Origin of the sequence: Streptomyces sp. NBC_01410, assembly GCF_045040195.1 — a bacterium.
In the GTDB taxonomy this organism is placed as follows: domain Bacteria; phylum Actinomycetota; class Actinomycetes; order Streptomycetales; family Streptomycetaceae; genus Streptomyces.
Map to the genome: position 1 here is coordinate 364,916 of NZ_CP109530.1, position 26,693 is coordinate 391,608.

A 26,693-nucleotide genomic window follows, 5' to 3' on the forward strand; every position below is an offset into this window, starting at 1 on the left:
CGGTCCTACGAGCCCTCGAAAGGTGAGGGCGGGAGGAGTGGCAAGTGCGGCAGGCGTAACCAGAACGGCGAGGATGAAGCCGCTGGGCCTCTCCCCGTTCGGCGCTGTGTCAGGCGAGGTGGGTGAGGGCGAGGAGAACGAAGACGTCGGCGAGGACGGGGATGGTGTAGCGCAGCGGGCGGGGGGCGGCTTGGTCGGAGGGCGAGGTGTATCCGCCGTCGGGTTTCTGCTGGCGTAGCAGGTAGTGCAGGCCGGCGTGGACGGTCGGGTGGTTGCGGCGGGTGGGGGCAAGGGCGGTGAGGGTGTAGGCGGTGCTCATCGGGTCGCTGTCTTCGCCGGGAGTCTGGCCCCAGCCGCCGTCGGGGTTGGCGGTGACGAGCAGGCGCTGGTGGATGGAGGCGATGGCCGGCGCAAGGCGTCCTTGATGGCTTGTGGGATTGTGGCGGTGGGCGAGTGTGAGGGCGTTCAGGGCGCGGAGCATGGCGTTGGCTTCGCTCAGGCTCCAGCTGCGTTCGAAGGTGCCGTCGGGTTTCTGCGTGTTGAGGAGATAGGCGGTTGCCCGCTCCAGCAGGGGGGCGTGGGTGAAGTGGTAGGGCTGTAAGGCGGTGAGGGTGTTGGCGGTCATGGTCGGCTCGGAGGGCTGGCCGGGCAGGTAGGTGGGCATCCCGCCGTCCTGGCCCAGGTACGCGGTGAGCGACTGCCGGGCGAGGGTGATAGGTGCCCGGTACCGCTCGGGGTCGAGGGTGTGCAGGAAGGGCAGGACGTGGGTGGTGGTGTCCACGTCGGTCTGTACGACGTCCTGGGCGTATGCCCAGCCGCCGTTGTCGGCCTGCTGGGCGGCGAGGTAGTCGCCCATCGCGAGCAGTACCTGCCTGTCGGCGCCTGCGCGCGCCAGGGCGAGGCCCGCGGTGGCGGTGGAGAAGATCTCCTCGCTGGCGATGAACGGCATGCCGCCGTCATCGCGGAGGGCTTTGGTCAGGGCCGTGATGCCGTGGTGGATGACCCGGTGGTCGGGCACGGTCCGTTGCAGCGACAGCAGCGCGAACAGGTGCGCGAACACGTTGCCCTCGATGATCCCGCGGCTCTGGCTGCGCTCGGTCAGCCGCAGCAGGCGCGTGGTCAGTTCCGGGGCGACGGGGTCCGGCACGTGCAGGTGGTGGATGGCGATTTGCCGCAGGCGGGTCCAGGTTGCCTCGTTGTGGTGCTCGAACGCGTGGGAGGGGGCGTCGACGTGGAAGGGTTCGGGTCCCACGACGGCGAGGATCGCCTCCAGGGCGAGCTTCTTTCGGTCGGAGGAGTGTTGGGCGGCGCCGGCAAAGGTCTGCTCGATGAGCCGGTGCCGGTCCGTCGGCGCGATGCCGTTCAGGGTGGCGTCGATGACCGCGGCATCGAAGGCGTCTGCGGCCGTACGGTTGCGTGACAGGTAGGTGTGCAGTCGGTTCTGCACACCGGGCAGGGCCTTTTGACGGCGCAGCAGGGTCAGCATCAGGGCCGACTCGGTGACCCGGCTATAGCACTCGCCCGTAATGGCTCCCTGGCCGCCCACCTGGGCAAGCAGCCGTTCGGTCAGCCGCCGGGACGCGCTGCCCACCGACGGTGCGAGCGCCGCGCGGTGGGCCGGCGGCAGGTCGCGGGCCGGGGCTGGTGGGGATACCGGCAGGGCGGCCTGGTCGCGCAGGTGGGTGAGCAGGCTGGTGCGGTCACACACGGGCCATGAGTGGTGGCGGGCCAGCATCCTGAGAGCGGGGGAGGGCTCGAACGCCACGGGCCGGCCGACCCGGCTCATCGACGAGACGTCGCCCAGGGAGTTGCCCACCGCCAGCGAACCCGGCCAATCGATGCGCCCGGCGCCCACCAGGTCCTGTGCAGCCCTGTCCTTCCCGTCGGCGACCGTGGAGGCAACCCGGCCGGTGAACAGCCCGTCAGCCGCCTCGAACTGTGTGCCGCGGTAGTGGGTCACGCCCAGCTCACGGGCAAGGTGAGCCAGCATCTCCTGCGGGCCACCCGAGATCAGCAGGGGCACATGGCCGGCCTCCTTCAACGTCGCGGTCAGCGGCCTGGCGAAGGCGAACAGCCGCTCACGTTGCCGCTGCCACAGCCGGGCCGTCACCGCGGACACCGCCCTGCACGGCACATCGGTCAGCATCGCGGCGAACAACTCGTTCAACCGCGCCGCCGCCTGCGGGTCCTCCGCATCCAAGGTCAGCTGTGCCCGGCGCAGCCGCTCGAGCCGATCGCGGGGAACGAGCCCTGCCTCGGCCAGGATCGTTGGCAACGGACCGGCCAGCGTGCCGGCGATCAGGGTCCCGTCCACATCCAGCACCGCGATATGCATGCTCCGAGCCTCGCGGGCACGTCACGGCACCACGCTGATTCCCCCGCCTTGTCACCCGATCGAAGACACCAGCGCCATGCCGTCCCGGGGCAGCGGTCGTGCACTTTCGTCATCACGAACGGCGGCATGCGATGGCGCCTTAGCCCCGGGCGCCTGACGCGGGCTGTGCGCGGCTGCTGCTGCAGTTCCTGGTAGTCGTCGCGAAAGCCGTTGTTGTCGAACGGGTCCGACTTGTGTCCGTCGTATGGGTCGCCGTGCAGGGGGCCAGGGATCGCCGACGAATCCGTAGCCGGGGCCACAACTGTGCTTCTTCCTGGTCGTTGCTCACCGTGCGGTGGCGCACAGGGGCGCGAGCCGTCTGCGGATCAGGGGTGGCGGTGGATGGCTCAGTGGGGCGTCAGGTACAGCGCAGTGTGGTGGTCACAGGGGCGACCGGAGGCATCGGTGCGGCGACGGCGCTGCGGCTGGCCGGTAGTGGTTTTGATGTGATCGCCACGGCGCGCAGTCAGGAGAAGGCGGATGTACTGATCGCTGCTGCGGCGGCGCGCGGGCGGTCGCTGAGGACTGTGGTGCTGGATGTCGCCGAGCCGTCTTCCTGCGTAGAGGCGATGGGGCGCATCGTGGACATGACGGGTGGTGGTGCGTGGGCGGTGGTGAACAACGCCGGTGTGCCGCAGGCGGGGTCGTTGGAGGACGTGACCGATGAGCAGGCGCGTCATCTGCTGGAGGTGAACCTGCTGGGGGCCATGCGGATCTGTCGCCTCGCCCTGCCGGGGATGCGCCTTCGGGGCGAGGGCCGGATCGTGAATGTGTCGTCCGGTCTGGGGCGGGTGCCCTGGCCGTTGGGCGGCTGGTACAGCGCGAGCAAGCACGCGTTGAGCGCGCTCACCCACTGCCTGCGCATGGAGATGGCGCATGCGGGTGTCCGGGTGTCTTTGGTGGAGCCCGGGGCGTTTGCCACCGCGATGCTGGACCGGGCGGTCGACGATCTCGCCGGGGCGGATCGCGGCGGGGCCGGCTACGAACGGTCGCGGGCTCTGTTCACGGCTGTCAACCAACGCGTCCCCGGCCCGCAGCCGGTCGCCCGGACCATCGAGAAGGCCCTGTCCTCCCGCCGCCCCAAAGCCCGTTACTCCGTCGGTCTCGACGCCCGCCTCCTCGTACCGCTGCACGAGGTGTCACCGCTGTGGCTGTCGGACAGGGTCAAACACACGATCACCGGTCTGCCCCCCAGGGCCCCACAGCGCGCCAGCGCTGGGAAGAGGGCGGCATGAGCCTCTACAGCCGTATCACGCAGGTCGCCGTCCACCTGCCCGCTGGCCGCGAGAGCTCGCAAGCCATCGAGGACCGGCTGCGCGAGCACAGCCCCGGCATGCGGATTCCGCCCGGCTTGCTGCGGAGGCTGTACGGACTGGACGAGCGCATCGTCGCGGTCGAAGGCGACCTGCCGTCCGACCTCGCCTCCCGCGCCGTCCACCGCGCACTGGAGCAGGCGGCCCTCGCCCCGGGCGAGATCGACCTGCTGCTGTTCGCCGCCGTCAGCGCCGATGTCCAGGAACCCGCCAACAGCCACATCGTCGCTGCCCGGACCGGACTGAGCTGCCCGGTCTTCGACATCTCCAACGCCTGCAACAGCGTCCTGAACGCCCTGGAGGTTGCCGATGCCTTCATCCGCGGCGGCCGCTACCGGCGCATCGTCGTCGCATGCGGAGAAACGCTCAGCCGGCTCAGCCGATGGACACTGCCCAGCCCCACCGCACTACGCACCGGACTCGCCTCCCTGACCGGCGGAGACATGGGCGCCGCCCTGCTTCTCGAAGCCTCCGCCCAACCCGGGATCACCGGCAGCACCTTCATGGCGAACTCCGCGGGCTGGCCCGCGGCCACCCTGTTCAACCCCCACCAGGCCCCCGGCAAGCCGGCAGGACTGCACATCGACTCCGACCAGCTGCTCGCCTCCTTCCTCGGTCTGGACACCCGCGCCGCACAGTGGATGAAGGAACAGCACACCGATCCGGAACAACTTCGCCTCGCCTGCGTCCACCAGCCGTCCGTCCCCTTCGTCCGCACATTCTGCGAACGCCTCGGTGTCCATCCCGACGCCATCGTGCCCACTTTCCACCGCACCGGGAACATGGGCGCCGCCACCCTCCCCCTCCAGTTGGCCCTCGCCATCGAGGAGGGCCGGCTGCGTCCAGGGATGCAGGTGGCTTTGTTCGGCATGGCCAGCGGCGCCAGTGGCGGCGTGATGCTGATCGACTGGTAGGCCATCAGCAGTGTCCTGGGCAGCCACGTCAAGACCTGATGAGGCCTGCGACACCGCCACCGGCCCCTTCAGCACAACGTCTCAGCGACCTGGACACCGCTGACTTCTGCCGAACCTGGCGCGCCAGCTCCGGGGCCCAGCAAATTTCGCCCTCGGTGCTTTCGTGGCGCCTAGGACGTGTTTTAGAAGTGGGTCCGTGGATCGTCTTGCGGGGGTGATGATCTCGGTGTGGGGCGAGGGGATCTTTCAGATGGCCAGTGGGCGGTACTGGAACCGTTGTTACCGGTCGCGGTGATGGGCAGGCCGTCGGTGAGCCGGCGGCGGTTGATCGATGGCATTCGCTGGCGGGTGCGGACTGGCGCCCCGTGGCGTGACCTGCCACCGGAGTACGGACCTTGGCAGACGGTCTACGGGCTCTTCCGCCGCTGGCAGCGGGACGGTGTCTGGTCATGGGTCTTGACCGGATTGCAAGCCCGGGCGGATGCAGCCGGGTTAATCACCTGGGAGGTGAACGTCGACTCCACGATCTGCCGAGCTCATCAGCACGCGGCTGGCGCTCGCCGGGACGGGCAGGGCCAGAAGGAGCCGCCGGGCGGAAGCCGTACTGAACCCAACGACCACGGCCTGGGCCGGTCTCGGGGAGGCTGGACCACGAAGATTCATCTCGCCTGTGAACAAGGGCAGCGACCGTTATCACTGCTGGTCACAGCCGGACAGCGTGGAGACAGCCCACAGTTCATGGCAGTTCTGGAAGCTATCCCGGTTCCCAGGCTCGGGCTGGGCCGGCCCCGCGTCCGCCCACTGCGGGTGCGGGCCGACAAGGCGTACTCGTCCCGCGCGAACCGCGCGTATCTGCGTCGGCGGGGAATCCGGTGCACGATCCCGGAACCTGCCGATCAGGCCAGCCATCGCAGACGTCGGGGGACGACTGGTGGGCGGCATCCGGCCTTTGACCGCGAGGACTACAAGGCCCGGCACGCTGTCGAGCGCGGCATCAACCGGTTGAAGCGGAACCGGGCGGTGGCCACCCGGTTCGACAAGCTCGCCGTCCGCTTCGAGGCAACCGTCCAGATAGCCGCGATCAATGAATGGCTGTGACCTGCTGGACGAGTCGGCCCTGCGTGTCATCCTGATCGCGATCAGGTCAGCGGGGCGAGGGGAGACGGGTTCGATGGGGGCCGCGTACTACTGCGCCGACAGTGAGAACGGCGATCACATCGACGACCCGTCTGAAGACGCGCTGTTCATGCTGATCGACGACCTCAACGACTGGGACAACACGTTCGTCGTCATCCAGCCCGACGAGGAGGACCCCGCCTGGTTCACATCCGTCGCGGTCCTGGAGGACGGCGGCTACGAGGTAGTCCGCCGCGACACCACCCGACGCGAACACGACGTCGCCGCCGAAACCAGCATCGACCGAATCGCCCGCGACCTCACCATCTGGATGGCCGCCCGCGACTTCCCCGGACGGCCCGCCAAGCCAGAGACTTCTAAAACACGTCCTAGTCGCGGAGCCCAGGGCGGCCTCGGCGGAGCGTCAGGTCCCACCGGTCTTCAGACAGGCAGCGGCCTCAGTCTCGCCCTCTGCTCCGTAGGAGCCATTGGCTACACGGTCGCCCGACGCCGACGCGGCATCTGACAGGTCCGGCTTCAGCGCGTTCCCGCCCAAGCATGCCCGGGAGATCCACTTCGGGCGCGGGTTCGGCGGTACGTCGCCAACGCAAGCCGACTTCAGTCTCAGCTTGTTCTTTATGATCTGCCTGGTCACAACAGTAGGCTGCCGGACGCCGAGATGGCGGAGGTCGGCAGGAGACCCCGCACCGGCCGGAATGAGTCGAGGAGCCGATGCAGCGACGACGGGCAGTCTCTCCTGAAAAGCGGTACGAGCAGCTGGTCGCGCAGTTCGCGGAGCTGGACGGGGTGACCATCCCTGGCGACGAGCCGGGACGGGAGGGAAAGTTCGGCGCTGCTGCGCTCAAGGTCGGCGGAAAGATTTTCGCGATGCTCGCGCAGGGCCGTCTGGTGGTGAAGCTCCCGCGGGCCCGGGTCGACGAGCTGGTGGATGCCGGTGAGGGCGAGCGCTTCGACCCGGGGCACGGGCGGCTCATGCGCGAGTGGCTCAGCCTGGACCCCGGCTCGGAGCTCAGCTGGGACGGACTGGCCCGTGAGGCCCTGGACTTCGTCAACCCTCCCCACTGAGCCGCACAAGGACGGCTTCCCAGCCCAGGCGACCCGCAGGTCGCCGATCTGGCGGCAGCGCGTAGGACTTGTCCGGGCGATCATGTTCGGCGTTTCACATCGTTATCAGCGATCTCTCCTGGGAAGCCGCTGGTCAACATAGGTTCACGACCATGGACAGCCCACAGCAGAACGCAATCAGCGAGCCCGAGGTCATTGGAGGCTTCCCGGAATCGCCCGCTCCGGACACCGCGGACGACGAAGCCCCATCAGCGCCCCGCACACCCCGGGTCAAGGCCTGGATATTGGGCGGGCTGGGAGGCGTCGTGGCGGCGTCGGTCGTGTGGGGTTCGGGGCTCTACGCATTCGGGCTTCCCGGTACACCCGACACGGTCGACTATCGCGTCGCAGACCGGCTGTGCGACGAGGCTCTCCTGCCGGGGCTGAGTACCCGGTTCGCCAAGGACACGGACTGGACGTCCTCGGTGACGAGGCACACCGCCATGGACACGGCGGACTGCTTCGGTGGGCTGCAGGCCAGCGGAAAGGACCTGCACCGCGGCCGGATTAAGCTCTCGGTCGTCCTGCACAAACAGACTGACCTGGCAGCCGAGTTCGAGGCCAGGCGGGCAGGCACCAGGAAGCGGTTCGCGGCGGGCGGGGGTGAGGGAAAGACCGATGTACACCGTGTGCCCGGCCTCGCGGACCATGCCTATCTGGTGACCAACGAACTCGGGGACGGCTTCCACTGGATGCAACTGAATGTGCTCGACGGCAGAGCCGAGTTCACGCTGGAGCTGACCGTCATGGCCAGGGGAGACGTGTCCCTGCCTCCCACTCCCAAGGAACTCGAACCACTCCTGATCAAGGACATGAAGGACGTCATGAGCAGCCTCAGCCAGAGCGGCTGAACCCGCAGCCGGGACGGAGGAAGCCAGACTCCCCCCAGCGTCTCGGGCCCAAACAAGATCGCCCGGACATCGCTCAGCCCTGCCCGGCGCCTGGAGGGTCTGGTCAGTGGCTTCAAGCCGGCAGAGGAGTACAGACCCCCTACCGACGTAGCGGCTGTAGTTTCCGTGCTGGGCAACCGGTCCGCCGACCGTGAGGTGACCCAGGACGGGAAGCCGCTGTGCCGAGCTGATCTGAGCAGTGTCGATCTGCGCGGTCTGGAGCGCGAAGTGGGGCTCACAGAAGGCGGCATGCCCAGACACAGCAACTTCCGCTTCGCGTTCTTCACCGGCGCGGATCTCCGAGACGCAGGCCTCGAGAATTTCGACCTCTCAGGCGCGTCCCTCGACAACGCGAACATGTCCGGCGTGAAGCTGCCAAATGCGGACCTGCGGCACGCATTTCTCGGGGGCGCCAATTTGACCAACGCGCGCTTGGGCGCGGCCGACATGACCGGCGCGGACCTCGGCGGAGCGAACCTGCGCACCGCGGACCTGCGCGGCGTCATTCTGATCGACGCGGACTTGACTGACGCGGACCTGACCGGCGCAGACCTGACCCATGCAGACCTGAGCAACGCAGACTTGACCGGGGCAAAGCTGTCGGGCGCGAAGCTGGAGGTCCTTGAGGGCGCACGCGGAGTGCCTCCTCACACCCGTGGCGGCTCGCCGTGATCCTCCGGCCGCCGCACGCGGACTGCCGGTACACGACGATTCTCGGCTGTCGGTGGAGCGGGATGATCGCCACGACGGACATGGCCGCGCATGGACAACCACATCTGGCTGAGCTCGCACGACATCACGAATTCAAGCTCAGTAGTGCCCATCAGCACGCGCCCGGCGCTCGCGTAGCGGCGCCTGCGCTGCCGGGCACCGCGTCACAGGGGCCCCGCTGCCGGGCCAACAGGGCGAACCGGTTGGTCGACCCTGCTCGCCCGCCTGGCGGAGGTGGTTCGGCACGTGAAGGACTCGGCCGCTCCCGCGTCCGGTTCACCACCAAGGTCCACCTGAGCGCGGACGGAGGGTGTCGTCCGTTGTCGCTGGTCATTACGACGGGTCAGCGGGCTCATTGCATCCAGTTCTCGCCGGTGGAGAAGATCCGCGTGCTCCGGATCGGGCTGGGCAGGCCGCGCAAGCGGCCGGACAAACGTCAGCAACGTCCGCCTGTGCCTGCGCGGAGGCCTCCACCAGTCCCAGGAGGGTCACACCCGGGGTGGCGAAGCGCTGCCACAGGTGCGGTGCAGGCGTGGGCCCGCGGCCTTGTGCGGCAATTGCGTGATCCAGATCACGGGCAGTGGGTGCATAGCGAGGCGCGTGCCAGTGCCTTTCCCATGGTGTAGGCAACTGGCGAGAGTGGGGGGTGCGAATGGAGCAGGCTCGGGCCGGTGAGTTCGACGAGTTCGTGGCGGCCCGCTGGTCGGCGTTGGTCCACCTCGCCCGTCTGCTCGTCGGGGGCGATCGGCATCGGGCCGAGGATCTGTTGCAGGAGTCCTTGGTCAAGCTCTGGTTCGTCTGGCCGAAGGTCGCGGAGGACGCGCCGGAGGCGTACGTCCGCAAAGTGATGGTGCGCGCGGCGGCACGCTCGGGCCTGCGGCGTTGGTGGGGTGAACGCCCCGTCGAACGGCTGCCCGAGGAGGCGATGGTGGGTGATCTGTCCGCGGACGTGGCGGAGCGCTCTCGACTGGAGGCCGCGCTGGCTCAGTTGCCGCCGAGGCAGCGGGTGGCTGTGGTGCTGCGCTATTACCAGGATCTGCCCGAGCGGCATGTGGCGGAGGTGCTGGGGTGCCCGGTGGGCACGGCTCGGTCTCATGCCGCACGTGGAGTGGCGCGACTGCGGCAGATCCTGGCCGATGTCATCGACCCGGTGTGGTGAAGGGGGAACCATGGATCACTTCGAGCGGCGGCTGGCGCAGATGATGCGCGACACCCAGGAACCCGCATCCTTCGAGCCGAAGCACGGGGAACGTCTCCAGGCAGGCATTTCGGCACGCCGTCGCACCCGGACCGCACAGCGGGCCGCCGGCTCGGCCCTGGCTGTCGCCGGACTCGCCGTCGGGCTGCTCCTTCTGCCCCACGCCTCGGACCGGGTCGAGCCCAGCGGTCCCCGTCCACAGCCCGCGACGAGCCCCTCGCCCTCCGCGCCGGATGCGACGCCGGAGGTGTCGCCGAGCGCGCCCTCCTCCTCGGCCACCTCTACCGCCCCCGCGCTCCCGGATCTGACCACGGCCACACCGCCTGCCACTACCGGCAGTTCGACCGCGACCTCTGGCACTCCGTCCGGCAGCGCGGTCACCACGCCACCGTTCTCGACGCCACCCCCGCCTTCGGGCACGGCGACCACGCAGAGCCCGCCGCCGTCGCCGGGGTCCGGATAGCGGGTCCGGCGGGGCGCCGAACCCGCCCCCCGAATGCGTAGCCCGCGACCCACACCCCGTAACGCGCGGCCGTCATCCGCAATCCGTAACCCCTGCTCCCCGGAGCACTGCCCCGAGTGCCTTCGGCATGCCCTGCATCAGAGCACAACAAGGACAAATCATGGAAAATGAAGGGCTGTTCGCCCTCAAGGACAAGAACCAGGTCGCGGTTCAGGATCTGAACCGTCTGCCGCAACGCGCACCGGTGCCGACGCACCACCCGGAGCCCGTCCTGGACGTGGTCGTCCCGGTGTTCAACGAGGAGACGGATCTGGAGTCGAGCGTGCGGCGGCTCCACGCACACCTGCGCGAGACCTTCCCCTATCCGTTCCGCATCACCGTCGCGGACAACGCCAGCACGGACCGGACCCCGCAGATCGCCGCCCGGCTGGCCGACGAACTACCCGAAGCGCAGTGGCTGCGGCTCGCTGAGAAGGGGCGCGGCCGGGCGCTGCGCGCCGCCTGGTCGCAGTCGCGGGCCCCGGTGCTCGCATACGTGGACGTGGACCTGTCCACGGAACTGGCCGCGCTGCTGCCGCTCGTCGCCCCACTGATCTCCGGGCACTCCGACGTTGCCATCGGCACCCGCCTGGCCCCCGGTTCCCGGGTGGTGCGCGGCCTCAAGCGGGAGATCACTTCCCGCTGCTACAACACCCTCCTGCGCTCCACCCTCGCCGTGGGATTCTCCGACGCGCAGTGCGGTTTCAAGGCGGTGCGGCGTGATGTGGCCGAGCGGCTGCTGCCTCTGGTGCGGGACTCCGGGTGGTTCTTCGACACCGAACTGCTGGTGATCGCCGAGCGGGCTGGGCTGCGTATCCACGAGGTGCCTGTCGACTGGGTGGACGATCCCGACAGCCGGGTCGACATCCTCACCACGGCACTGGGCGACCTGCGCGGCATCGCCAGGATCGGCGCGGCGCTGGCCCGCGGCACACTCCTGCCGATCACGCTGCACCGCAGCGGCGGGGGCGGCGAGCCGCCGGGCGGCCTGGTCACCCAACTCGCGCGCTTCGCCGCCGTAGGAGCGGTGAGCACCCTCGGACACCTGCTGCTGTACGCGGCGTTGCGCCCGGCGGCGGGATCCCAGGCCGCCAACGCGCTCGCGCTGCTGGTCTGTGCCGTCGCGAACACGGCCGCGAACAGGCGGCTCACCTTCGGGCTCCGCGGCCGCGGCGGTGCGCTGCGCCACCAGGGCAGGGGGCTGGTGGTCTTCCTGGCCGGACTGGCGCTCACCAGTGGATCGCTCGCCGCTCTGCACCACGTGGTGCCTTCGGCCGCGCCCCGCAGCGAACTCGCCGTACTGGTCGTCGCCAACCTGGCTGGGACACTGCTGCGGTTTCTGCTCTTCCGGGCGTGGGTGTTCCGCGCCGGACCACGTCGTGACCGGACGGGGTCCGTGGCCTGATGAAGACCACCGGCATGGATGCGACCGCCGCCCGGACGACCGCCACTCACCCGCCCACCCCCCACACGAGTGCCCTGAACCCGAGGCTGTCGGACGAGCCCCTTGGCCATCGCCCTCCCGACCGGTGGGGGCTGCTGCGCCGTGCAGCCAGGCGCTACGGCCCCGTCCTGGCCATGTACGGCACGCTGAAACTCATCGGCTTCTCCGTCTTCATGTACCTGCTGGACTCCGCCGGGGACTACCGGGAGAAGCACCCGCGTTTCGGCGGCGGCGACCACCCTTGGGACGTACTGGCCACCTGGGACGGCTGGTGGTACCAGCAGATCGCCGAGCACGGGTACCACCCCGAACTCGTCCAGATCCCCGGAGCCACCGGCCTGATCACCCTCAAGGGCAACTCGGCCGCGTTCTTCCCGCTCTACCCGGCCCTGATTCGGCTGGTCTCCGAGGTCACCGGCCTCGGCCTGTACGGCGCCGGCCTGCTGGTCTCCGTGGTCGCCTCCATCTTCGCCGCCCTCGGAATCTACGCCGTCACTGCGCGGTTCGGAGGCAGGCGGGCCGGGCTGGCAGCGGCCGGACTGTGGGCCGTCTGGCCCGGTTCCGGTGTGGAGTGGGCGGTCTACTCCGACTCCCTCTACGTGGCCCTTGCCGTTTGGGCCTGCCATGCCGTCATGAGCCGCCGCTGGCTCGCCGCGGGTCTCCTCACCTGCGCGGCCGGGCTCAACCGACCCACCGCCGTGGCGCTGATCGCCGCCCTGGCTGTCGCCGCCCTGCTCGCACTCCACCGGCACCGGGACCGGGACGGCGTCCTGCGCCCGCTGGCCGCGATGGCCGTCGCACCGCTCGGCCTCATCTCCTACCTGGGCTGGGTGGGTCACCAAATGGGTGACTACGGAGGCTACTTCAAGCTCCAGTCCGGCGCCTGGGCCCACGAGTTCGACTACGGCAGGCACACCCTCGACGTCCTCACGTCCGTCCCGGTGGGCCACTCCGACTACCTCTCCGCATGGCCCTTCGCGGACCTGATCGGCGTCGGTGTCGTCCTGCTCGCACTCGCGCTGCTCCCACTGCTGATCCGGCTGCGTCCCCCGGCCGTACTGGTGGTGTACACCGTCCTGACCCTCGTCCTCGTTCTGGGCAGCCAGCAGATATTCGGCAACGTCTCCCGCTATCTGCTCCCCGTCTTCCCGCTCTTCCTCCCGCTCGCCCTCGCCCTGCGCCGCCTCAGCGCAATCCGCCAGTTCACGCTGCTCGGCATCGCGGCTCTGGCCTCCGGCTCGTACGCGGGCTATGCCCTCTTCGAACTCGGCGTCCCGTAGCCGACGGACACGGACTCAGGAATGGATGCCCGATGACCACGACCCTGCCCGTCGCCGAACGGAACCCTTTAAGCCCCACAGGGAAGAAGCCCCCGGTTGCTCCGGTGCAGCGACGGCTGCTCGACCGGTTGACCCCCGCGGACCTCAGGGTGCTACGGCTCTATCTGTTCACGCGCCTCGGGCTGTGGCTCGTCGCCTACTGCACTTCCTGGCTGTCGCCCGCCGGATCCGACGCCGAGACACCCGCCCGCTGGCTGTCCCGCTGGGAGCAGTGGGACTGGGCGCACTATCAACACATAGCCGAGTACGGATACTTCGACGCCTTCACGAGGGACGAAGGCGCATCCGACAACCTGGTGGCGTTCTTCCCGGGCTTCCCGCTCACCTTGCGCGCCGTACACACCGTCATCACCGACTGGACCGTGGCCGGCCTGCTGATCTCCCTGGTGAGCGGTGCGGTGGCCGTCGTTGCCCTGGCCCGGATCGCCGGACTCGGCCGACCGGACAGCGCCCTGGCCGGCCAACGGGCCACGGGTTTCCTGCTGTTGTCGCCGGCCGCGGTGTTCCTGGCCGTCGGATACACCGAATCCCTCTTCCTCGCGTTCGCGCTGCCGGCCTGGCTCGCGGCGAAGAACCGCAAGTGGCCCCTCGCTGGTCTCCTCACCGCCGCGGCCACCACCGCCCGGGTCAGCGGTCTGTTCCTGGCCGCCGCGATCACGGTCGAATTCCTGTTGGCCCAGGACGACCGCCGCGTGCACCGCCGCCTGCGCTCCCTGTTCTGGTGCGCGCTGCCCGTCCTGCCCGCCGCGGCCTACACCGCCTACCTGTACGCGCACACCGGCGACTGGATGGCCTGGAAGCACGCCCAGGAACGCGGCTGGAACCGAAACTTCCACACCCCCGCCGAAGCGTTCCGGAACACCTGGCACAACGCCTTCGATCATCTCCAGACCACCGGCTACGCCTGGGAGTTCCAACTGGAGCTGGCCGCGATGGCGACCGGGCTCCTGCTGATGGCCTGGCTGCTGTACCGCCGCCGCTGGCCGGAGGCCGTCTACATCGTGCTCACCCTCTGGGCCCTGGGGACGTCGTACTGGTATCTGTCCATCCCCCGCGCCACCCTGCTCTGGTGGCCCCTGTGGACCGGCCTGGCCCACTGGAGCCTGCGACGCGGCTGGGTAAAGGAGGCATATGTCGGCGCGGTGGCCCCGCTGGCCGTGGTGCTCGCGGTGACCTTCACGTCGGGCCACTGGAGCGGCTGACCCCTCGGCGGCCAGTGGACCAACGACGGCCGGGTCCACGAAACCCGCGACCTCAAGGGGAAGGGCCGAAGCCGACACCCGGTGCCTGCGGCCGCACGGCTGCTTCGATGCGCATGGCGGTCCGCTTCAGTTCGGTGAGGAACCACGCCCGAGTTGTGGTCGCTCGTCAATGCGTGTCGGGCCGTTTTCCTCGCTGCCCACGCAGTGTCGTTCGAGCACACACCCGACACTCGGCATCCCGCTGGCTTCCGGGCACTACGATCATCCCAAGTCTCGTTGGGGATCGCCGACTTCATGCTGATTGCGTCTCGATTCTGCCGTTCGGCAGGGAGATCGTCCCGACGTTCACGCCCTTCGCAGCGAGGTGAGCCCGCAAGTGCAGTTCCGGATAACCGGCGAGATCGAGAACGGGGACGAGTCCGAGGAGACGTTGGCCCTCTGCGCAGAGGCCAAAGGGTACTACGTGGACTCGCCGCCTCCCGCCCGCCACCACTACGAACTTCGGGACTGCGCTCCTGAGGGACAGCTGGCGAGTGCGGCGGCTCAGGCACAGAACGACGGTTCTGCGCCGCTCGGTCTGCTGACGGTGCATGCCCTGGACCGGAACGCAAGGCCCGTCGAGCCCATCTGGGATGTGTGGTGCCTCGGGGATGCGCGGGTGCTGAACGTTCGCCCGAGCTTCGGCGACCCGACCCGGGTCGACATCACTGTCGAGGGACGCCAGGACAATGTGGCGGCTGGAGTGAACGAGCAGCCGGAGATTCCGGAGGTGCCCCCACTGTTCCAGGGTTTCCACCTCTACAGCAGAAACCAGGAGCCCTGGGGGTCGTGCAGGCAGGTGGCCTTGATCGACAAGCAGCCTGAGCCCGACCCGATACCGCTGCGGCTGCTGAGGTGCGAGCCGAGCGGGCGACTACTCGCCGCACTGGAATCAGGTGACGACCAGTTCGACCTGGGCGGGGCCTATCTGTGCCCGCTCGACGGCATGGGCCGCGCCATCGAGGAACACCGGACATGCCTGCATGTCGAGTCGTGGTCTTACTCCACTCCCGGAACCGGACAGGTCGACCTCACGCTGAATGTCTCGTGCGACGACTTCCGGACTGCAGGGGCTCGCGAAGCCCATGAGCTCTGGACGGCCGGACCGCCGACCGAACCCAACCTCTGGGCCGCACTTGGCACGGCCGGCCGCGCCGCATGGTCCAGAGCCGCGCAGAGAAATCTCTCGGCCCGACCTACGCCCGAGGCGCTATCGGGCGCCACGTACCACCTGGACGGCAGGCACGTCACCGACGTACTGGCCTTCAGCCTTGCCCTCGGCGAGGCCATGCACGGACCACGCGGGTACTTCGGCTCGTGCTTCGGCACCATCGAGTACTGCTTCGAGGAAAACCGCGGACTCCAGCGGCCGTTCACTCTCGTCTGGGACGACCACCACATCGCCCGCACCTGCCTCGGTCCGCGCCCCCTCACACACGACGCATCCCCAACCTTCGAGCAGATCCTGCAGTTCCTCGCCAAGCATGAGATCGAAGTCCTCCTGGCCTGACTCGGTCTGCCGCCGTCATCTTCTCCCAGACCAACGCGAGAGTGCGGGTGAATGCCAACCGGTCATGTGTTCATCGTTGATCACGGCATTGCCACGCCGCATGCCTGGCCGGCCCGAGAGCACCAGAAGGCGCGGACGAGCGTCTGGCGCATGGCGGGCCGCTTTGGGCGTGAGTGGGGTCTCGCGCGCGCCCGCGCACAGCCCTTGATTCCTGCCCCGTGCCCCCCTTGCTGAGGGATGCGACGAATTGCTGTTCGCATTGAACATTCCGCGGGTCTCTTCCGTATGTAGCACGGCTCTTCCCTCACAGTCGGCTCACCCTGGCGGTCGACCGGCAACGCAGCATAGGAGTCCCATTGAGATATACAGCCCGAAGACGCTCAAAAAAGGGCAACAGAGTCGTCGCTGCCTCGATCGCGCTCATGCTGGGCGGGGGTGGCCTCATCGCCACCAACTCGTACGCCTCCGCGAGCGAAGGATGGGGGCAATGGCCGGGAGAACAGAACGAGCAACAGCAGAGTCAGACCCAGAGCGCCGGCCCCTCTGCGTCCACCATCAAGTGTCCTGAGGTTGCCAACGGGCTGCCCGAGGTGCCGGATGGAGCCAGGGCGGAAGTCGACCGCGAACTTGCCACGCTGGACAGCCAGATCACCGAGGCCTACCAGCGTTTCGCCGACGAGAAGGAACAAGTAGAGCGGGATCCGCTGTTCGCCCAGAACGCTGTCCTCGGGCCGCTGAAGGACAAGCGCGCCGCGAGCATCGACCGCATAGCCATAGCCATCAGCCGTGTGACCGGGCAGCATCCGCAGGGACTGGAGTCAATGGCCCCTTGCACTCTGCAAGTCGATGACGCAGACGAGGCCGACACCGATGGGGGCAACGGCCAGGGGCAGGACCAGGGCGACGCCCAGAAAGGCGACGGCGGCCAGAACAACGGCAACGGCGAGCAGGGCAACGGCCAACAGGAGAACGGCAGCGGCGGCGAGGCGGGCAACGGGCCGGAGGCCTCGGACTTCGTCGATATCCAGTCCGTCCAGCCAGCGTTCAGGTTCCCCGCACGGTCCGCGACGCCTCCCGCGGTACCTTCTGGACCGACTGCGGTGTAAACGCGAATGGTAAATTCAATCCCGACAACGTGATCGTTGCACCCGGCGTGAGCAATGGCGCGCACCATATGCACGACTACGTGGGCAACCAGGCCAACGACGCGTTCGCGAGCGACGACGATCGCGCCAACGGTCAGACCACGTGCCGCAACCCGGGTGACAAGTCGACCTACTACTGGCCCGTGCTGCGCCTGCAGAACGGGCAGAACGAGAACGACGCCCAGGCCGACGGCGGCGGCAAGGACAAGAACGTCGGCGAGATCCAGACTCCCGCCCGGGTCACGCTGAATTTCGTGGGAAGTCCGGTCGGCAAGCTCACGGCCATGCCCCGTTTTCTGCGGATCATCACGGGTGATGCCAAGGCGTTCGTCAACGGCAACGCGAACGCCAATGCCTCCTGGAGCTGCACCGGTTTCGAGGACCGCCAGCTGAAGGACAAGTACCCGATCTGCCCCGGGGGTAGCAAGGTCGTACGGACCTTCAAGTTCCAGAGCTGCTGGGACGGTCAGAACACCGACAGTGCCAACCACCGCACACACGTGGCCTTCACCGACCAGAACGGCAGCTGCCCCAACGGCTTCCGGACCATTCCGCAGGTCGTGCAGCGGATCGTCTACGACGTGCCGTCGCCGGTGTTCGAGGGGGACAACCGGGCGGTGTTCGCGGTCGATTCCTTCCCCGGGCAGCTGCACAAGCCGGTGACCGATCACGGCGACTTCATCAATGTCTTCGACGACGACCTCATGCGGAACATCGTGAGCTGCATCAACGACGGACAAGAGTGCGGCCCCGGCGACCCCGGCGCCCCTCCCGTCGACAACGTGCAGAAGCCCGAGGATGCGGCTGGGTCGGGTATCGGCACACCGAACGCGCGAGGCACTCCCAATACCGCGGGTGAGGTGCAGCAGCCCAAGGATGCAGCCGGGCCGGGTACCACCACACCGCACCCGCACGGCACTCCCAACACCGCGGGTGACGTCCAACAGCCCAAGAATGCGACTGGACCCGGTGCCAACGCACCGAGCGCGCAAAGGACTCCGGCCGTCGGCAAGAACGACCTGGTACCTGACGGCGGCGGCGAGCAGCAGGCCGGAGAGGGAGGACTTGCCGCTACCGGCGCCCAGCTGTGGCCTTCTGCGGCCGGAGCCGTGCTGCTGATCGCAGGCATCGTGCTTCTCCGGACGCGTCGCACCCCACGTGGGGTCGCCCGTCATCGATAGCGCGGCGTCACTCCCGCCCTGGCCGGACCAACACCTCAGGTCCGGCCAGGGCGGGCGCCGATCCCGAGTCGGCTTCTGCTGTTTCCGGAGAGCCTCGTCGAGCGCCCGACGCCACTGGCACGCCGAGGTCTTGCTGTGGACGCCACACACCGATCGAAATCACCGTCTCCCGGGTCTGCCCCCACACTTCCTCTCATCGCACCAGACTGCGCGGGTGGCAGAACCAGTACACGTCCGTCAAATCGACAGCGATGAAGGGAAGCGCCTGCTGCGGATCATCGGCAGAGGCACCGGCTCGGTGGCGACCTGGCGGCGGGCCCAGATGGTGCTGCTGTCCGCGCGTTCCGCCGACGGACTGGAGACGTATCATGGAACAGCAAGAAGCCCTACGAATCGCGGTCGAGTTCCTTGCACGCAGCCAACGCGACGACGAGCCGCCCTTGCCATCGACACAGAACGTGTCCGCGAGAGTAACGGGCTCCTGATCGTGCCTTACAAGTGTGTGCAGTACCTCGCCTCGCGTGATGAGAGGCAACGGCTACTGGACTGCTGGCCCATACTCGTTGGCCTTGTTCGCGGAGGCGTACGGTTCGGGACCCTCGACGAGCGGCGTCTGTGGTGGAACCCGACCACCTGACACAGCACCCCAGCACGGAATCTGCCGTTCAGTCCTCGACGGGCACGATCTGAACCAGGCCAACCCAGTTCTCTTCGTCCGCCTCGGTATGGAAGGCGCGGACCCTCCAGCGGCCGGCGGGCAGTGGAACCGGTGCCTGCGCAGGCATCCCCCCACCCGGATACTCGACGTTCAGTTCAGCACCCGCCTCAGCGGAATCCATGAGCACAGCCGGGCCGTCCGTGACCCATGTGCCGCATTCCTCCCACCGGGTGGCGGGATCGGCGAGGACAGCTTCGGCCGCGGCCTTCAGCCCATCCGCGGAGTCGGCGGCAAGCCAGCGCAGGAAGGCTCGATGCTCGGGCAGATAGCAGCTGGTGGCGGGCTCGTCCCCCAACACCAACGCCTGCACACCGCTCCCACCAACGGCGATTGCACCGGCCAGATCGTCCACCGCACAGGCCCTGTCGTAGTCGTCCGCATCGGTCGCATCCCCCGCGACCATCCCGCTCCCCGTGGACCCGCGCCAAGCACCCAGCGCGGAGACGGGGATGACGATCAAAGGTCCGCCCATCGAATCCACCCAGACAAGGGAGGCATGGGACGTATCGGCTGCGGTGGACGAGGAGGAGCTCATACCGCCAGTGTGCCCTCAGCAACTGACAACGCTCGCCGCATGCTGGTCGAGGGCCAGGGACGGCTCAGGCAACAACCATCGGGCCGCACCCCTGGGCACCCTCGTTGGGAACAGTGCTGGCATCGTACGAGTCATGGGAGCAGCAGGAACGAAACCGGAACCGAAAGCCTCAATGCAGAGCGGCCTCACCTCTCTGGGTGAGGTGGCGTGCCGTTATCAGGCGGATGAGATACGCCCCGAGGACCTGCCGATGATCGCTGCTGAGGCACTCACGGCCGGGGTAGACACCCCGACGCTGTGCGAGCTCGCCGGTTGGCCTCGCCACGCAGATGCCCGCGATATCCGCGACGCATTCGAGCAAGCACTCTCCGAGTCCGGAATCGAGTTGCCTGATCCGAGCCTGGCACGGCGCCACGCTCTGCGTCGGCTGGCCGCGAGACTCATCGATGGAGAAATCGCTCCCGCCGACCTGGCGACGGACGACTGGTGGGAGACAGAGGTCGAAACCGCGGCGGAGCGATCGTTCGTGTCGCTGATCCCGCAATGCGGGTGCTGCATTGAGTACACGTTGGGGCTTGACCAGCGGACTTGGGCGGCCGAGCTGCGGACCGCCGCGCTCGCCCTGACATCGTCTCCGCCGATCGGCCCCGGCTGCTGACTCTGCCCTGACGGCATGCTCACCCGCGATCGACCGGTTCGGCCCGGTCAGCGATCCCCCCTTTTGGCGCGAACGGAGGCCGCGTCGACGATCGCCGAGGTCCAGTCCACCTCGCCCCGGGCCCCGAGTTCGTCCAGCACCGCCCGGTGCAGCCGACGCCACAGGCCGGCCTCGGTCCATACCGTGAAGCGGCGATGCGCGGTGGCGGGCGACGTGCCGAACGTCGGCGGCAGATGCCGCCAGGCACAGCCGCTGGTCAGCGCGTACACCACTGCCGTGAACACGGCCCGCTCGTCACACGGAGCGGTCCCCCCACCTTGCGGACGAGCAGCGAACGACGGCGGCAACGGGGCGGCCAGCTCCCAGAGTTCATCAGGAACCAGACGCTTCGATAGATCAGCACCCACGACCGGCATCATGCCGCACGAACATCAAGTCACGTGAGACAACCTCCAAGCCTTGATTGGTGCGGCCGACCTGGCGGCCTGCTCGATCTTCGCGCAGTAGGCTGCACGGGCTTCCTCGTCGATCTGCTTCTCGAGTTCGGCGCGCAACCCGGTCCGGCCGTCGAGGCCCTCGCGCAGGATATCGGCGTGCCCGGCATGCCGGATGGACTCGCCGAGGACATGGACCATGATGGCGAACAGGTTCGTGTCGGCATAAGGCTCCGGCCACCACGGCACGTGGCCGGGGGCGTCGAGGGGAAGCTCGTTGATCGTCGCGTCAGAGTGTTCCCACGTGCGCCGGTAGAACCCGATGATCTGCTCGCGGGTCTCGTCCTCGGTCGCCCACAGATCGCTGCCGTTGGAGTCCTGCCACCGGGGCAGCGGTTCCGGGGAAGGGCGGTCGAAGACCTCGCCGAAGTACCTGGCCTCGACGGTGGCCACGTGTTTGACCAGGCCGAGGAGGTTGGTCCCGGTCGCTGTCAAAGGCCGGCGGGCGTCGTATTCGGACAAGCCGTCGAGTTTCCAGAGCAGCGCCTTGCGGTCCCGCCGCAGTCTCCCGTGCAGGTTGTCTTTCGCGAATTCATCGATCATGCTGCATGAGCCTGCCATGGGCTGCTCGTGGTCTCAAGATCCCGTACGTGGTCCGCAACGACTGGCAGAGCCGAGGCCTGGCCATGGGCGCCGCTCTGACCTGCTACAAGAAGCTCGCGAAACTTGCCACGTGAACAACCTCTTAGCCTCATCCAGATGGGAGTCGAATACCTGAGCCACGGGCTGCCCTTGGGGGACTACCAGCTGACCAAGGCCGACCACCGCCGGCAGAAAGAGAAGGTACGAATTCACGGGTGGGTCCAACGTCAAGTTGCCAAATTCCCCACCTCCGCCTCAGGAGAGAGCCGGGAACGGCTGCGCCAACTCCTCGGCCCGCCAGTCCCGGCGTGGAAACTGCATCGGTGGCGGCTGCGCTTGTACTGCGGACACGTCATCGAGGCGACCCGAATCCGGTCGAGTCCACGGCCCGATGAAGGGATCTGCGACAAAGAGCGCTGCCCGGAGTGCGGCCTGGACCCCGCCGTGATCGTCGCCTTCGAGCCCCTGGGACCTGTTACCGATCCACCACCAGAGACGTCACCCCCTGAGTGACGTCCCCGGAAGATGATCCCGCCGACTGCACCGACGGCACGCGCCACTCCCGGCCCGGATAGAGCGACTTGGGCGTCAACCATCCACGATCATGTGGGGTTTCACGAGGCGAGCGGATCCTCGGTCGCGGTAATGCGCGCCAGCAGTGTGCGGGCTTCCTGGATGCGGGGGTGGGCCGGATGCAGGAACTGCTCACAGGCGGTCAGCGCCTGACGGGCGGCAGCTTCTGCCTCACTGCGGCGGCCTACGCCATGCAGGGCTGCGGCGGTAGCCATGCTCAGAGTTCCGGTTTGGGCACGGACCCAAAGCGGCGTGAGCCGACCTGCCTCGGCCAAAGCCTCCTCGTGTCGGCCCTGCCCGCTCAGGCTGCGCACCAGGACACGGTGCAGGGTGGCAGCCGTATTCCCCTCCGCACGGGGCAGATTCCCGCGGGCGATGGCCTCGGCCTCTTCGTAGCGATCCTGCCCGCACAAAGCAGCTGCCAGATTGGCCAATGCGGAGAGCTCGACCCTCCACACCTCGGTGAGGAGCGCGAGACGGGCTGCGCCGCGCAGTATGTCCTGCGCCTCGGCCTCCGCCTCCGTATGCCTTTCCTGGTCGACGAGGACCGACACACGGTTCTCCCGGACCGCCAACAGCAGTGTCCGCTCGGCGCCAACGGCCCGCTCCAACTCCGCGATCAGAGTCTCCATCTCGGCCAGCACCTCGGTCCCGCGCCCATGAGCGGCCGCCGCCGCCGTGGCAAAGGCCTTGGCCAGCCACACCACCATGGGGCTCCGGCCCCAGACGCGCCGTGGCGCGGCCGCCAGAGCTCTCGCCCGGGCCTCGGCCTCCTCGTACTCGCCTGCCTCGAACAGGTCACGGAGGCAGTCGAGCTCCCTCCGCTGCCAACGCGACACCCCGGACACCCCGCCCTCGGCCCAGCTGAGCCCCGAGCCGCCCCGCACCATTCGCATGAAACTCACAAGCCGTGAGATTACGGGAACCCAGGCAGTCTTGGTCCCCGCGGTTCCACGGTCCCGAAAGCTTCACCGCCACCACCGGTCTCCGGCAACATCCAAACGTCGATTTCTGTGGGCCGCACCTGCGCGATGCCACACAATCGCCACCTGGAGGCACGAGCAGACGCGGTGCCGGTGATGGCATCGCTGACTGAGTGCCAGGAGGACTAGAGCCTGTCCGGCGGATCATTGGCGGAGCCATAGTTGGATTGCTGCTGTGGTGACTGTGCCGTGGAAGACGCAGGCGCGTTTGTCGTAACGGGTCGCGACGGCCCGGTAGTTCTTGAGTCGGTTGATCGTGCGCTCGACTTCGTTGCGGCGCTTGTAGATCCCCTTGTCGAAGCCGGTGGGCCGGCCGCCCTTGCTGCCCAGGCGTCTGCGGTTGGCCCGTTGGTCTTCGGCTCGGGGATCGTGTGCTTGAACTGGCGTCTTCGCAGGTAGCGGCGGTTGCGGCGTGAGCTGTATGCCTTGTCGCCACCAACGTGGTCCGGCCGGGTTCGTGGATGGCCGCCCTGTGGCCGGGACACCCGAATCCTTTGGAGGACCTCGATCATCTGCGGCGCGTCGCCCCACTGGCCGCGTGACCAGGAAGGCCAGTGGGCGGCAGCCGCCTTCCCCGGCGAGGTGGATCTTGCAGGTCAGACCGCCCCGGGACCGTCCAAGTCCCTCGTCGGGGCGGTAATGCCGGGGCGTGCTCCTTTTTCGGGACGCGTGGCGCCTTCTTGCGTGCCCCGGCCGCGTGCTGGTGAGCTCGGCAGGAGGTCGAGTCGACGCTGACCATGCTCCAGTCGACCCGGCCTGCCAGGTCGGCGTCGGCCTGAACGGCGCGCAGGACAAGGTCCCACGTGCCATCGGCGGACCACCGCCGGTGGCGCTCGTAGACGGTCTTCCAACTGCCGAAACGCTCGGGAAGGTCTCGCCACGGTATGCCGGTTCGGACTCGGAACAGGATTCCGTTGATCACCTTGCGGTGATCGCTCCAGCGTCCTCCACGCCGCCCGACAACAGGCAGATGCGGCTCCAGCCGCACCCACTCCGCGTTCGTGAGATCACCCCGCCCCATGCCGAGCACAACGACCCAGCCTTCAGACGGTCACATGATCCACCGGACAGGACCTAAGACTCGTCTGGTCGATCACGGTCTCGACTGCCCCGAGACCTGAGTCGCCCGGTCCACCGGTTGCCTGCCGACGCCAACGGCCGTGTTCCGTCGTCTCCTCGGAGGCGTATCAACTCCTCCGGATGGAACAAGTCGGAGTGATCAGCCGGAGCGGGCGGCGGTGGCGCTCCTGCCGCCTCGGCTGACGGGCCTGCCGACATGGCAGGGCGCCCCTCCCGCAGACCCGCGGCAGGGGCGCCCGAGGGGCACACTATTGGCGCGTTACACGCAGCCGCCGGTGCGCGTGCATACGGCGGTGTCCTTCACGGTGTAGCCGCCGCCGTCGTCCGCCCAGTAGTTGACGCGGACGCTGCTTGCCCCGTTGTCCACCTGGGAGAAGTCCAGGACGTAGGCCTGAGTCCCACCGAACGGCCGGTCGCCGGCGGAGCAGTAGGGGCTGGACGTGACCCTTCTGGTCGATCCGTCGGCCCCGGTACCGATGATCTCGACGTAGCGGCAGCCGCTGGCGACATGGTTGTTGCCCTGGACGGTGACGGACCGGTTGACCCATGTGACCGAGCCCGAACCGACACTGGCGCCATACGTCACACGGAACTCCGTCACGCCGTCACGCGCCGTGCTGTCGCTGACGCAGCCGCCGCGCGTGCACAGTTGGACCTCCTTCGTGGCGTAGGTCAGTCCGCCGTCCTCCGACGCCCAATAGGTGATGACGAAGCGTGCGATTCCGCTCTCTACCCCGGGGAAGTCGAACTTCTCCGGGCCGAAGGCGAGGTTCCCTCCGGTGGAGGAACAGAGCGGACTGGTCGTCCTCTTCTGCACCGACCCGTCGGCCGCGGTGGCGACAATCTCCGCGTAGCGACAGCCGCTCGCCACATGGTTGTTGCCCGAGACATCGGCAGACTGGTAGTACCAGGTGATTGACCCCGTCGTGGCACTGGCGCCGTGAGCCACCTGGAACTGGGTCTCCGGGTACCGTGCGTCGTTGTCAGTGGTGCAGCCCGCGCGCGTGCATATCTGCGTCATCTTCGTGGCGTAGGAGTGGTCGCCCTCGTCCGACGCCCAGTAGGTCACCATGATGCTCGAGAGCGCGACACCCTGAGAGCTGAAATCAACCTTGGTCGGTCCGAAAGCGCGATCCGCGCCGCTGGAGGAACACCACGGGCTCGTCGTCTTCCGCTGCACCGATCCGTCGGCCGCTCTCCCGGTCAACTCGATGTAGCGGCAGCCGCTGGCCACGTGGTTGTTGCCAGAGATGTCGGCGGACTCGTTATACCAGGTGATCGCGCCCGCGCCGATGCTGGCGCCGTGGGTGAGCCGGAACCCTGTGATCGGCCATCCGTCCCGCGTCGCCGGCACGCAGCGGCCGAGCTGCGGGGTGCACTCCATTGTGCCCACCGGTACGGCAACACCTTCCTTGCTTCCGGCTGCCCAATAGGTCACCTGGACCCGGTTGGGCGCGGCGGACGGGAACGTATGCGTACCGTTGCTCTTCCAGATGTTGTTGTTCGGTTTGCCGTCTGGCTTGCCGTTTGGCAGCAGCGGCGGTGTGTCCGAATCGCCGATACACCAGCGCGGCGATGCTGTGACCTGCTTCGTCCCACCCGCGGTCCAGGAGGTGAACTCCATGTACCGGCAGTCGCTGTAGACGCGGTTGTGCCCGAGCCAGGACACCTTCCTGTTGAGTGCATCCCAAATCAGGTGGCCCGACGCGTAGCTGTTTCCGTACGGGATGTCGAATTTCGAGAAGGTCCGCGCCGGCAGGGTCGGGGGGATGGTCGGCTTCAGCTGGGACATCGACACCATGTCGAAGACGCCCCAGTAGCCAGACGTCCAGGCCTGGTCCCCCGTGCCCGTCTGCGTGCTGACGTGCGTGAACGGCTCGACGCCGACCCAGCCCTGGAATCTGCCCGAATCGTCGATCACCTGGAGCATCGGCCGGGCGTGGGAGTTCCACTGGTAGCACTCGGTGTTGTTGACTCCGGCCAGTCCCTGGCACCAGTACTCTTCGAGATTGCGCCGTCCCGACCCGAGCTCTGCGATGTACCGGACCCGGTCGCCGTCGTCCTCCTGCTTGTGGCAGCTCGTGCCGGTCTGCAGGAAGCCGATGCACTCAGCGCTCGTACACTTCCGCCACGGATCGGCCGGATTCTCCGCCTTGGTCTCGGGGTCACCGGTTTCATCGGTGTCCTGACCGCTGAAGGTCCAGTCGCCGCCGGTACCTTCCCGTCCTACGGCGAGGCCGTTCACCCGGACGAACGCGCCCCGGTACTTCTGCTTCCGGTACTCCTGGTCGGAGAGCAGCGTGCTCATTGGCACCCGGCTGTCGGACTGCAGCGAGTAGTTGCTGCCGTAGCCGATGCCGAAGGTGGCGCTGTAGTTGGAGAAGGCGCCTGGAGTGCCCTTCTGCGGAACGGTCACGTTGGTGTTGAACGTTGCGCCGTTGTACTCGTAGAACGTGGGGCTGCTGATACGGGCCACACCGTCCTTGGCGAGACCGGTCCCGATGGCCCAGCGCTCGGTCAGGTCCTGGTCCAGCCTCGTGCCGTTGATGTCCTCCTGCCAGGTCACGTCGAGTATTCCGCCCTGGACGGAGTAGATGCCACGGAAGCCTTCGGTGGGTTCATTTCCGGCTTCGTAGCCATCCACGGTCCGCACCCAACAGCCGGGCAAGTCGCCCCCGCAGTCCGTCTTGAGGGCGTTCTTGCGCATTGGCTCTTGGCTTTGGTGCCACGCCCAGTATTTGGTGGTGACCTTGCCGTCCGTGCCGAATACGTAGGTGCCGAGCCGGACCCAGCTGTCGTTGTCGCTGGCGTCCGTCGGCGTGTCCAGCCCTCCGACCGACACGACCCAATTGCTCTTGCCGCCGGGCAGCGCACTCTCTTCCGCCGCCCGGGCGGTTCCCGCGCCGGCGACCATCGACACCAGCAACGCGAGAGCGCCCAACAGCGCCGTAGCGACTCTTCTCCACCCGGGTATCCGTGCGTTCGTTCCCATGATGTCCCTCCCGCCCTCCGGCCACGACCGGAAGACAACCGCGCGTACGTGCGCGGCCGACGCATCATAGGCGT

General features: G+C 68.0%; 20 protein-coding genes and 4 pseudogenes. 17 read left to right on the plus strand and 7 right to left on the minus strand.

Annotation, left to right across the window (positions count from 1 at the left end; all coding sequences use genetic code 11):
• Nucleotides 1–109: 109 nt before the first annotated feature.
• Nucleotides 110–2,335, minus strand: a complete 2,226-nt coding sequence (locus tag OG741_RS01720) for a haloacid dehalogenase-like hydrolase (RefSeq protein WP_405594357.1) — start codon at nt 2,333–2,335, stop codon at nt 110–112.
• Between the two features lie 389 nt (nt 2,336–2,724).
• On the opposite strand from OG741_RS01720, the gene OG741_RS01725 reads away from it, so the two are divergent.
• The 15 genes and pseudogenes from OG741_RS01725 to OG741_RS01795 all read left to right on the plus strand — a co-directional run.
• Nucleotides 2,725–3,609: an SDR family oxidoreductase gene (locus OG741_RS01725; RefSeq protein ID WP_405594360.1), complete on the plus strand. Its 885-nt coding sequence runs from the start codon at nt 2,725–2,727 to the stop codon at nt 3,607–3,609.
• On the plus strand, nt 3,606–4,601 hold the full coding sequence (locus tag OG741_RS01730; protein WP_405594362.1) for a 3-oxoacyl-ACP synthase III family protein: 996 nt from the start codon (nt 3,606–3,608) through the stop codon (nt 4,599–4,601). The genes OG741_RS01725 and OG741_RS01730 overlap by 4 nt, the downstream gene beginning before the upstream one ends.
• 228 nt (nt 4,602–4,829) lie before the next feature.
• Nucleotides 4,830–5,699, plus strand: a complete 870-nt coding sequence (locus OG741_RS01735) for an IS5 family transposase (protein ID WP_405594364.1) — start codon at nt 4,830–4,832, stop codon at nt 5,697–5,699.
• Nucleotides 5,700–5,772: 73 nt separating this feature from the next.
• Nucleotides 5,773–6,084: pseudogene (locus OG741_RS01740) on the plus strand (hypothetical protein); the annotation flags it as partial.
• 365 nt (nt 6,085–6,449) lie between these two features.
• Complete coding sequence (locus OG741_RS01745) at nt 6,450–6,803, plus strand: hypothetical protein (RefSeq protein ID WP_405594366.1); 354 nt, start codon at nt 6,450–6,452, stop codon at nt 6,801–6,803.
• 152 nt (nt 6,804–6,955) lie between these two features.
• Nucleotides 6,956–7,693, plus strand: a complete 738-nt coding sequence (locus OG741_RS01750) for a hypothetical protein (protein ID WP_405594368.1) — start codon at nt 6,956–6,958, stop codon at nt 7,691–7,693.
• Nucleotides 7,694–7,858: 165 nt separating this feature from the next.
• The gene (locus OG741_RS01755) at nt 7,859–8,404 is read left to right on the plus strand and encodes a pentapeptide repeat-containing protein (RefSeq protein WP_405594371.1); all 546 of its coding nucleotides are present in this window, start codon (nt 7,859–7,861) and stop codon (nt 8,402–8,404) included.
• Between the two features lie 691 nt (nt 8,405–9,095).
• Complete coding sequence (locus OG741_RS01760) at nt 9,096–9,602, plus strand: SigE family RNA polymerase sigma factor (RefSeq protein ID WP_405594374.1); 507 nt, start codon at nt 9,096–9,098, stop codon at nt 9,600–9,602.
• Between the two features lie 10 nt (nt 9,603–9,612).
• Nucleotides 9,613–10,104: a hypothetical protein gene (locus OG741_RS01765; RefSeq protein WP_405594376.1), complete on the plus strand. Its 492-nt coding sequence runs from the start codon at nt 9,613–9,615 to the stop codon at nt 10,102–10,104.
• 160 nt (nt 10,105–10,264) lie between these two features.
• Entirely contained in the window at nt 10,265–11,548 is a 1,284-nt protein-coding gene (locus tag OG741_RS01770; protein WP_405594379.1) for a glycosyltransferase, read from the plus strand.
• Complete coding sequence (locus tag OG741_RS01775; RefSeq protein WP_405594381.1) at nt 11,548–12,867, plus strand: hypothetical protein; 1,320 nt, start codon at nt 11,548–11,550, stop codon at nt 12,865–12,867. The genes OG741_RS01770 and OG741_RS01775 overlap by 1 nt, the downstream gene beginning before the upstream one ends.
• Before the next feature lie 32 nt (nt 12,868–12,899).
• Nucleotides 12,900–14,129: a mannosyltransferase family protein gene (locus tag OG741_RS01780; RefSeq protein WP_405594383.1), complete on the plus strand. Its 1,230-nt coding sequence runs from the start codon at nt 12,900–12,902 to the stop codon at nt 14,127–14,129.
• A gap of 376 nt (nt 14,130–14,505) precedes the next feature.
• Nucleotides 14,506–15,678 (plus strand): hypothetical protein, encoded by a 1,173-nt coding sequence (locus OG741_RS01785; RefSeq protein WP_405594385.1) that lies wholly within the window; start codon nt 14,506–14,508, stop codon nt 15,676–15,678.
• A gap of 356 nt (nt 15,679–16,034) precedes the next feature.
• Nucleotides 16,035–17,569 (plus strand): annotated as a pseudogene (locus tag OG741_RS01790) (DUF1996 domain-containing protein); the annotation flags it as partial.
• Between the two features lie 649 nt (nt 17,570–18,218).
• Nucleotides 18,219–18,347: pseudogene (locus tag OG741_RS01795) on the plus strand (IS630 family transposase); the annotation flags it as partial.
• A gap of 322 nt (nt 18,348–18,669) precedes the next feature.
• Here OG741_RS01795 and OG741_RS01800 read toward each other — a convergent pair.
• On the minus strand, nt 18,670–19,257 hold the full coding sequence (locus tag OG741_RS01800; RefSeq protein ID WP_405594387.1) for an immunity 21 family protein: 588 nt from the start codon (nt 19,255–19,257) through the stop codon (nt 18,670–18,672).
• 133 nt (nt 19,258–19,390) lie between these two features.
• Between OG741_RS01800 and OG741_RS01805 the strand changes: the two genes are divergently transcribed.
• Nucleotides 19,391–19,915, plus strand: coding sequence for a hypothetical protein (locus OG741_RS01805; protein ID WP_405594389.1), 525 nt, complete (start codon nt 19,391–19,393; stop codon nt 19,913–19,915).
• A gap of 47 nt (nt 19,916–19,962) precedes the next feature.
• On the opposite strand, the gene OG741_RS01810 is transcribed toward OG741_RS01805, so the two are convergent.
• A complete protein-coding gene (locus OG741_RS01810; protein WP_405594391.1) occupies nt 19,963–20,334 on the minus strand; it encodes a transposase in 372 nt (123 codons plus the stop codon).
• Nucleotides 20,335–20,346: 12 nt separating this feature from the next.
• Nucleotides 20,347–20,952: a DinB family protein gene (locus tag OG741_RS01815; protein ID WP_405594393.1), complete on the minus strand. Its 606-nt coding sequence runs from the start codon at nt 20,950–20,952 to the stop codon at nt 20,347–20,349.
• 5 nt (nt 20,953–20,957) lie between these two features.
• On the opposite strand from OG741_RS01815, the gene OG741_RS01820 reads away from it, so the two are divergent.
• A complete protein-coding gene (locus OG741_RS01820; RefSeq protein WP_405594396.1) occupies nt 20,958–21,086 on the plus strand; it encodes a hypothetical protein in 129 nt (42 codons plus the stop codon).
• Nucleotides 21,087–21,605: 519 nt separating this feature from the next.
• On the opposite strand, the gene OG741_RS01825 is transcribed toward OG741_RS01820, so the two are convergent.
• The 3 genes and pseudogenes from OG741_RS01825 to OG741_RS01835 all read right to left on the minus strand — a co-directional run bounded on the left by OG741_RS01825 (nt 21,606) and on the right by OG741_RS01835 (nt 26,619).
• Nucleotides 21,606–22,460: a tetratricopeptide repeat protein gene (locus OG741_RS01825; RefSeq protein ID WP_405605345.1), complete on the minus strand. Its 855-nt coding sequence runs from the start codon at nt 22,458–22,460 to the stop codon at nt 21,606–21,608.
• Nucleotides 22,461–22,691: 231 nt separating this feature from the next.
• Nucleotides 22,692–23,568: pseudogene (locus tag OG741_RS01830) on the minus strand (IS5 family transposase).
• A gap of 318 nt (nt 23,569–23,886) precedes the next feature.
• Complete coding sequence (locus tag OG741_RS01835) at nt 23,887–26,619, minus strand: hypothetical protein (protein WP_405594399.1); 2,733 nt, start codon at nt 26,617–26,619, stop codon at nt 23,887–23,889.
• Nucleotides 26,620–26,693: the final 74 nt, after the last annotated feature.